Genomic DNA, 7,478 nt, shown 5'->3' with positions numbered 1-7,478 from the left:
TCACGCGACGATCAAGCGGCGCCAGCCGCGATGAGGAGCGTGACGATCAGGACAGTCACGCGACGATCAAGCGGCGCCAGCCGCGATGAGGAGCGTGACGATCAGGACTGGTAGCGATCCAGCCCAGCGTCACCAGCGTCGCGACGATGTAGACCAGGCCCGCCCACGCCAGATACCAGGGCCGGCTGATCTGCCAGATGGTGGGCTGGGCGAAGCTCAGCAGCCACGGCACCCCGATCAGGGTCAGAGCCAGCCAGCCCCAGCCCAGGGTCCGCGCCCCCGGGCGGCCGCGCCACGGCCCGTCGAACAGCCAGATCATCAACGGCAGCAGCCAGACCCAGTGGTGGGTCCACGAGATCGGTGAGATCAGCAGCCCGAACAGTTGGACCACCAGCAGCGAGCCCAGCCGATCACCCTGCCGGCGAGCCGGCGCCAGCGCACGCCACGCCAGCAGCGCCAGCAGCGCGCTGATCGCGATCCCGGCCAGCACCAGCGGACCGTACCCGGCGTCGTGGCCGAGGATGCGCGAGATCCCACCACGCCAGGACTGGTTGAACGACGTCCCGATCGGTCCGATCCGGCTGGCGTCGCCCAGCAGGTCGGTGAAGTAGAACCGGCCCTGCTGCCCGATCACCGCAATCGACACGGCGACCGTCGCGGCGAACACCACCGCCGACGACACCGCGGCCGCCCAGCGCCGGGTGCCCACGAAGAACAGACCCGTGATGGCGGGGGTGAGCTTGATCCCGGCGGCCGTGCCCACCAGCAGACCCGAGACCCACCAGCGGGTGCTCTGCACCGCCCACAGTGCGGCCAGCACCAGAAAGACGTTGATCTGCCCGTAGTCGAAGGTGCTGCGCAGCGGTTCGGTCCAGATGCCAACCGCCGTCCACAGCATCGCCGCGCAGCGGCCGTGCTCCGGGCCGACTCGGGGATCAGCCCCGATCAGCCGCTGGCTGACCCGCACCACCCCGTAGAGCGCCGCGATGATGCCCAGTTGCCAGCCCAGCGCCACCACACCGAACGGCAGCTTGCTCAGCGGGTAGAACACCAGGGCGGCGAACGGCGGATAGGTGAACGGCAGCGGGAAGTCCGGCGTCTGGTCGGCGTAGACGTAGGAATACAGCGATCCGGGGTGGTCGAGCGCGGCCGCGCCGCCCAGGTAGACGTGCAGGTCAACGAAGTTGGCGCCGTTGGGCGCAAGGAAGGTCCACGCGAGGCGGGCGGCGATGCTGACGGCCAGCAGCACCGGCGCCACGCCCGCCAGCCTGCCGATCACAGCGTGCGGTGCCGACGCGGTGTCCACCACGCGACTCTAACGACGCGACACTTCGGTGCACTTTCATGCGCTAGGCGCCGGAAATCGCACCGAACCGGCCGAACGGCGTGAGTCACCGATGACCATCACTCCCGTAACGGTTGAATAACCACCACACGTGTCCCTTGAGTAACTCCTGCAACTCGATACGTTCAGTTCACAGACCTGTCATCGAGGGAATGGATTCCAATGTCACGTTTCGCAAAGTTGTTCGCCGCCAACGCAATTGCCGTCGCCGGGCTCGGTGCGGCCGGAGTCGCGCTGAGTGCCTCAGCCGCCGCGGACCCGATCGCGCCGCCGGCCATCCCCGGCGTGCCGGCGCTGAGCATGATCGAGCAGTTCGCCAGCCCAGCCGGTGTCGGCGCGGTGCTGCAGACCGCGGCCACCGCCCTCAACGGCGCGTCGGGAATGATCGGCGCCCCGGCCCCCAACACGCTCCCGGTGTCGCCCATCGCCACACCCGGCTTCGTCCCGGCCGTGCCCGGCGCCGTCCCGGCCACGCCGCTGGCGCCGGCCCCCATTCCGCTGGCTCCCGCGGCCGCCCCGGTGGCCACAGCGCCGACGCTGGGTCCGCTGCTCGGCCAATTGGGCTTCCCTGCCAACCTGGTGGGCCTCAGCCCGGCCGCCGCGCCGCTGGCACCGGTCGCCGCGCCGGTTGCTCCGGTTGCCGCACCGGTTGCACCGGTTGCTCCGTCCGTGGCAGTGATCAACCCGCTGCCGCTGCTCACCGCCCTGCCCTGACATCCGCCCCACCACCCGACAAGGGAGCACCCCCCGTGCCTACGTTCGCCAAGCTGGCCACCGGCCTGATGACTGTCGCCCTGACCGTGGCCGTGAGTCCGGTCGCGGCGGCGGACCCCACCGTCCCGCTGGATCCGGGTCAGCTACCCGGACTGGAGGCGGTGCAGAGCCTCAGTCCGGTGGTCCAGCAGGCGGCGGCCGATCCCAAGTCGGCGCAGGAGCTGCTGCTGGCGGCGGCTTCCCAGCTGGCCGGTAACGCGGCCACCCCGGAGGGTTCGCTGTCACTGGCGCAGGCCGTCACCAAGTTCGTGCAGGACGGTGGTGCGGCGTCGTTGGCCCCGCCCGCCGCGGCCATCACCCAGCAGGCCGGCGGGGCGGCGCACGGCACCGCGCCGCTGCTGACCCCCGGTCCGGGCAATGGCCCGATTCCACTGGAGCAGCATGTGCCGGCCCCGGGCGCCGCCCCGGGCGCCGAAGCGCACCTGCCCACCGGGGTGAACCCGGAGCGCGCGGTCGGTCCGGCAGCGGGCGCGCTGCCGGAGGTGCCGACCCCGGTGGCCGCACCGCCGGCACCGCCGGCTGCCCCGGGCGCGGTGCCCGTCGCGCTGGCACAGCCCCTCCCGGCGCCCGCACCCGCCCCGGGTCCGGCCACCCCGTACGACCCGGCCACCCCGCCGACCCAGGACTTCATGTATCCGTCGATCAGCAACGGCTGCATGAAAGACGGCAGCAACGTGATCGCCACGGCGATCGCGGTGGCCGGTCCGGCCAAGATTCCCGCACCCGGTCCGGCAGCCGGCCAGATGGCCTACGTGTTCACCGCGGTGGGCACACCGGCGCCGGCGGCGGAGCAGAAGCTGCCGCTCAACGTCACCTGGGTAAACCTCACGACGGGTAAGTCCGGGACCGCCACGCTCAAGCCGAATCCGGCGATCAATCCGCCGCAGGGCCCCACCACCCTGACCGCGATCGTGGACACCGGCCCCGGGTCGGTGATGTCGACGATCTTCGGTCAGGTGACCACACTGGATAAGCAGTGCACCTTCATGCCGACCATCGGCTCATCCGTCGTTCCGTGACACCCGACACCTAGACAGGGGTGGCAATGGAGATCCTCGATCCCCTCGACTCGTTGATGCTCACGGCGGAGCTGGTTTCCAGCCCCATGCATGTCGCGGCCCTTCTCATCTTCAGCCCCCCGGAGGACGAGGATCCCGAGGACGCCGCGAACTACGTCAAGCGGATCTACGAGGAGACCATTTCCGCCGCGGTCGAGGTGGACCCCCGGCTGCGCCGGATGCCGCACAGCGGTGTGGACAGCGGCTTCATGTGGGCCTGGCGTGACGTCACCGAGCGGGGCAGCGGGTTGGATCTGCGCCACCACGTCCAGCGCCGAACGGTGGCGCCGGAAAAAGGGATGGACGGCCTCTGGGAGATGGTGGCCGACCTGCACGCGCTGCGGCTGGAACGCTCCAGCCCGCTGTGGATGGCGTATCTGATCGACGGGCTGCCCGACGGGCGGTTCGCCTTCTACATCAAGGTGCACCACATCGTCGTCGACGGCGTCGCCGGCTTGCAGATGATCACCTCGTCGCTGAGCCCCGATCCCGACCAGCGCGGCATGCCACCGTTCTTCGCCGCGTCGTCGCCCGCGGCCGACGCCACCCGGCCCGAGCGGCGCAGGCCGCCGATCCTGCTCTCGGCGCTGCGTGCCCTCACCGAAACCGCCTCCGCGGGAGTGGAACTGACCGCCAAGGTGGTGGAGAGCCAGCTGTCCAACGTGGTGAACAGCCTCATGGCCCGCAGCATCGTCGCGCCGTTCAGTGCGCCGCGCACCCGATTCAACGTCTCGCTGGGACCGTTCCGCTCCGTCGCGGGCGCGACCCTGGACCGGTCCCGCATCCAGGCCGTGCAGGAGGCCGCCGGGGTTACCGCCAACGACGTCGTGATGACCGTCATCGCCGGAGGGCTGCGCGGTTGGCTGGCCGACCGCGGCGAACTGCCCGACAAATCGCTGGTGGCGATCAGCCCGGTGACGGTCCGCGGCCACGGCAGCGCTGTCGCCGACAGCCACGGCAACCAGTTCGGATTGGGCTTGTGCCCGTTGGGAACCGACATCGAAAGCCCCGCCGAGCGGCTGGCGCTGATCCACGACGGGATGGCCAACGTCAAGCAGCAGGTGGAAGAACAGGGGGCGGGGGCCACGGTGGCGGCCATGGGGCCGGCCATCGGCCCGACGATCCTGCTGCCGATGCTGCCGTTCGACGCCAAGGTGCCGCCCAGCTTCAACCTGCCGATTTCGAATGTGCCCGGCCCGCAGGAGCCGATGTACTTCAACGGCGCCTCGCTCGACGAGATCTTCCCGATCTCGTCGATCTGGGACGGGATGGGGCTCAACGTGACGGTGTGCTCCTACGCCGAACAGACCGGCATCGGCTACGTCGCCGACCGCGACGTGGTAACCAACGTCGAGACGCTCATCCCGTTCACCGAGCAGGCTCTCACCGACCTGGAGGCGGCGGTGGGCATCAAGCTCGGGGGCAGGAAACGCCGCCGCCGCTGAGTCGGGCGCCTAGTAGGCCATGAAAAGGATGTGCTCGCGCTCGTAATGCATGCCCGGGTGGGCCTCGGCCAGGTGGGCCTGGGCCAGCTCGACCAGCTCGTCCTCGTCCTTGCCCCGGATCGCCTCACCGCACGGACAGTTCAGGTGTGTCTTCATCGCTTCTCCATCTCTTGGCTAAGCCTTCGACTGCTTCGCAGTGCCCTCTTTTGCCAAAGCCTTCATCTTCTTCTTGTATGCCCGGACCTGCTCCAGCGAGCCCTTGTCGACCACGTCGGCGATCGACATGTGGGTGCCCTGTTTGCCGTAGTCCCCGGCGGCGGCGCGCCAGCCGACCGGTGTCACCCCGTACTGCTTGCCCAGCAGCGCCAGGAAGATCCTGGCCTTCTGGTCGCCGAACCCGGGCAGCGCCTTGAGGCGGCGCAACACCTCGGCGCCGTTGGGGTCGCCGTGGGTCCACAGCCCGGCGGCGTCGCCGTCGTAGCGGTCGACGATCTCGCGGGCCAGATCCTGGACCCGCTTGGCCATCGAGCCCGGAAAGCGATGCACCGCAGGGGTTTCGGCGAACAGTGCGGCGAACCGATCCGGGTCGTAGTCGGCGATCAGCCGGGCGTCGATCCCGCCGAGCCGGTCGGCGATCTTCCGCGGCCCGACGAACGCGACCTCCATCGGGATCTGCTGATCCAGCAGCATCCCGACCAGCAGGGCGAACGGGTCCTCCGACAGCAACGAATCGGCGGCGGGGTCGGAGGTCAGCTGCAAACTCGCCATGGCGTGAGTCTATGCGCGCGGCCACCGGCCCAGGTGAGCAGAATGAATCTCCGGGAGAGACTCCGGGGATACCAAAGGGGAGGCGGCATGTCCAACGGGGCGGCGGTGGCGTTGACGCTCGCCCTGGTCGCCACCGCGCTGGTCGTGGGGCTCGTCGCCGTGCTGACCCGCCGGGTGGTGACCACCCCGGAGGAGCGGACGGTGCACGCCGCCCTGCACACCGCGTCGCTGGCGGCCCGGCCGCTGCGCACCGGCCTGGACGCCGATTCCGCCCGCGACGCCGCCCCGCACCTGCGGGCGCTGACCGGATCCGACGGGCTGGCGCTCTACGGACCCGACGGCGAACTTCTGGTGAGCGACCCAGCCGACGGGCTCTGGGATGCCGCGACGAAGACCCTCTGCCAGCGGGGGGCCCAGGAGTCCATCACCGGCCGACGTCGGGTGCTGCGCCGCGACCAGGCCCCGGCCGTGGTGGCTCAGCCGCTGCTGCACGACAACGGCACGGTGCTCGGGGCGATGGTGGCGCTGCACGTCGCCGAGCCCTCCCCCGGCATGCTCGGCGCGATCGCCGAGGTGGCCCGCTACGCCGCCGGGCAGCTGCAACTGGCCGAACTCGACGCCTCGCGGGCCCGCCTGGACCGCGCCGAGGTGCTGGCGCTGCGCGCCCAGATCAGTCCGCATTTCATCTACAACGCGCTCACCACCATCGCCTCGTTCGTGCGCACCGACCCCGACCGGGCCCGCGAGCTGATCCTGGAGTTCGCCGACTTCACCCGCTACTCGTTCCGGTCCGCCGGGCCCTACACGGTGCTGGCCGACGAGCTGCGCAACATCGACCGCTACCTCACCCTGGAGCGGGCCAGATTCGGCGCCAATCTCACTGTGAAACTGCGGATCGCCCCGGAGGTGCTTAACGTGGTGGTGCCGTTCCTGGCGCTGCAGCCTCTGGTGGAGAACGCCGTCCGGCACGGGCTGGCCGGGCGTTCGGCCGGCGCGGTGGAGATCACCGCCCGAGACGAGGGATCGGACTGCCTGATCACCGTGGAGGACGACGGCGTCGGCATGGATCCCGAGGCGCTGCGTTCGGGCATGGGCGACGTGCTCAGCGACGGCGAGCAGGCCGCCCATGTCGGGCTCACCAATGTCGATCATCGGCTGCGCGCGGCGTTCGGCAACGACTACGGTCTGGTGGTCGAGACGGCCCCCGGCGCGGGCACCAAGGTGATTATGCGGGTGCCCAAGTTCCGGGCGGGTGTTCGTGCCTGACATCTCGGAGGTGCGATGACAGCGCTGCTGCGGGTGCTCGCGGTCGACGACGAAGCGCCCGCCCTCGACGAACTCACCTATCTGCTGGGCCGGCATCCCGACATCGGCACGGTGGTGTCGGTCGGCGATGCCACCGCCGCCCTGCGCGCCCTCAACGAGCAGAGCCTGGACGCGGTGTTCCTCGACATCAACATGCCCGGGCTCTCGGGTCTGGAACTGGCCGGCGTGCTGGCCAACTTCGCTCACCCGCCCGCGCTGGTTTTCGTCACCGCCCACGACGACAAAGCGGTCGCCGCCTTCGACGTCGGCGCGGTTGACTACGTACTCAAGCCGATTCGCGAGGAACGCCTCGACGCGGCGATCCGGCGCGTCCGGGCCAGCCGAAGCGCCGAGAACACCCGTGCCGCCGACCCCGCCGCCGGCGACGACGTCATCCCCGTCGAGCTCGGCGGGGTGACCCAACTGGTCCGCTGCGACACCGTCGGATGGGTGGAGGCCGAGGGCGACTACGCCCGGCTGCATGCGTCGTCGGGATCGCACCTGGTGCGAATCCCGTTGAGCGTCTTGGAGGAACGGTGGCGCGCCCGCGGGTTCCAGCGGGTCCACCGCTCCTATCTCGTGGCGCTGTCGATGGTGACCGGGCTGCGCACGTCCAGTGCCGCCACCATGGTGCGGATGCGCGCCAACGGCGCCTCACCGGCAGTGGAACTGCCGGTCAGCCGCCGCCAGGCCCGCGAACTCCGCGACCGGCTGATCCGCGACCCGATGCGCAGCTTCCGGCCGGGCGGCGCCGAATGACCGGCCCCCGCCCGCAACGGCAGC

The 7,478-nt window shown here is 70.4% G+C and carries 8 protein-coding genes; 5 read left to right on the top strand and 3 right to left on the bottom strand.

Annotated elements, in window-relative coordinates:
- Nucleotides 1-55 precede the first annotated feature (55 nt).
- Nucleotides 56-1,309, bottom strand: a complete 1,254-nt coding sequence (locus ADBZ6I_RS14435; RefSeq protein ID WP_526384980.1) for a mannosyltransferase — start codon at nt 1,307-1,309, stop codon at nt 56-58.
- Between the two features lie 198 nt (nt 1,310-1,507).
- Between ADBZ6I_RS14435 and ADBZ6I_RS14430 the strand changes: the two genes are divergently transcribed.
- The 3 genes from ADBZ6I_RS14430 (at nt 1,508) to ADBZ6I_RS14420 (ending at nt 4,622) form a co-directional block, all read left to right on the top strand.
- Nucleotides 1,508-2,059, top strand: coding sequence for a hypothetical protein (locus ADBZ6I_RS14430; protein ID WP_526384978.1), 552 nt, complete (start codon nt 1,508-1,510; stop codon nt 2,057-2,059).
- Nucleotides 2,060-2,127: 68 nt separating this feature from the next.
- Nucleotides 2,128-3,138, top strand: a complete 1,011-nt coding sequence (locus ADBZ6I_RS14425; protein ID WP_526384982.1) for an Rv1157c family protein — start codon at nt 2,128-2,130, stop codon at nt 3,136-3,138.
- A 26-nt stretch (nt 3,139-3,164) separates the two neighbouring features.
- The gene (locus tag ADBZ6I_RS14420) at nt 3,165-4,622 is read left to right on the top strand and encodes a wax ester/triacylglycerol synthase family O-acyltransferase (protein WP_526384976.1); all 1,458 of its coding nucleotides are present in this window, start codon (nt 3,165-3,167) and stop codon (nt 4,620-4,622) included.
- 9 nt (nt 4,623-4,631) lie between these two features.
- Here ADBZ6I_RS14420 and ADBZ6I_RS14415 read toward each other — a convergent pair whose 3' ends face one another.
- Both ADBZ6I_RS14415 and ADBZ6I_RS14410 read right to left on the bottom strand, forming a co-directional pair.
- Nucleotides 4,632-4,778 (bottom strand): DUF1059 domain-containing protein, encoded by a 147-nt coding sequence (locus tag ADBZ6I_RS14415; protein ID WP_313674215.1) that lies wholly within the window; start codon nt 4,776-4,778, stop codon nt 4,632-4,634.
- An 18-nt stretch (nt 4,779-4,796) separates the two neighbouring features.
- Complete coding sequence (locus tag ADBZ6I_RS14410; RefSeq protein WP_526384974.1) at nt 4,797-5,390, bottom strand: HhH-GPD-type base excision DNA repair protein; 594 nt, start codon at nt 5,388-5,390, stop codon at nt 4,797-4,799.
- Nucleotides 5,391-5,477: 87 nt separating this feature from the next.
- Here ADBZ6I_RS14410 and ADBZ6I_RS14405 point away from each other — a divergent pair, with 87 nt between their 5' ends.
- Nucleotides 5,478-6,656 carry a sensor histidine kinase gene (locus tag ADBZ6I_RS14405; RefSeq protein WP_526384972.1) on the top strand — a complete coding sequence of 393 codons (1,179 nt, stop codon included), beginning with the start codon at nt 5,478-5,480 and terminating at the stop codon, nt 6,654-6,656.
- A 15-nt stretch (nt 6,657-6,671) separates the two neighbouring features.
- Nucleotides 6,672-7,454: a LytR/AlgR family response regulator transcription factor gene (locus ADBZ6I_RS14400; protein WP_526384970.1), complete on the top strand. Its 783-nt coding sequence runs from the start codon at nt 6,672-6,674 to the stop codon at nt 7,452-7,454.
- Nucleotides 7,455-7,478: the final 24 nt, after the last annotated feature.

The sequence above is a fragment of the Mycobacterium sp. genome, assembly GCF_044342925.1.
Classification (GTDB): Bacteria; Actinomycetota; Actinomycetes; order Mycobacteriales; family Mycobacteriaceae; genus Mycobacterium.
Note: the sequence above shows the minus strand (reverse complement) of the source record. Positions and strands in the feature narration are given on the sequence as shown.

Excerpts from the sequence above, each read along its gene's own strand:
- ADBZ6I_RS14415 (WP_313674215.1), bottom strand. The coding sequence starts at position 4,778 with ATGAAGACACACCTGAACTGTCCGTGCGGTGAGGCGATCCGGGGCAAG.
- ADBZ6I_RS14420 (WP_526384976.1), top strand. The coding sequence starts at position 3,165 with ATGGAGATCCTCGATCCCCTCGACTCGTTGATGCTCACGGCGGAGCTG.
- ADBZ6I_RS14410 (WP_526384974.1), bottom strand. The coding sequence starts at position 5,390 with ATGGCGAGTTTGCAGCTGACCTCCGACCCCGCCGCCGATTCGTTGCTG.
- ADBZ6I_RS14425 (WP_526384982.1), top strand. The coding sequence starts at position 2,128 with ATGACTGTCGCCCTGACCGTGGCCGTGAGTCCGGTCGCGGCGGCGGAC.
- ADBZ6I_RS14405 (WP_526384972.1), top strand. The coding sequence starts at position 5,478 with ATGTCCAACGGGGCGGCGGTGGCGTTGACGCTCGCCCTGGTCGCCACC.
- ADBZ6I_RS14400 (WP_526384970.1), top strand. The coding sequence starts at position 6,672 with ATGACAGCGCTGCTGCGGGTGCTCGCGGTCGACGACGAAGCGCCCGCC.
- ADBZ6I_RS14430 (WP_526384978.1), top strand. The coding sequence starts at position 1,508 with ATGTCACGTTTCGCAAAGTTGTTCGCCGCCAACGCAATTGCCGTCGCC.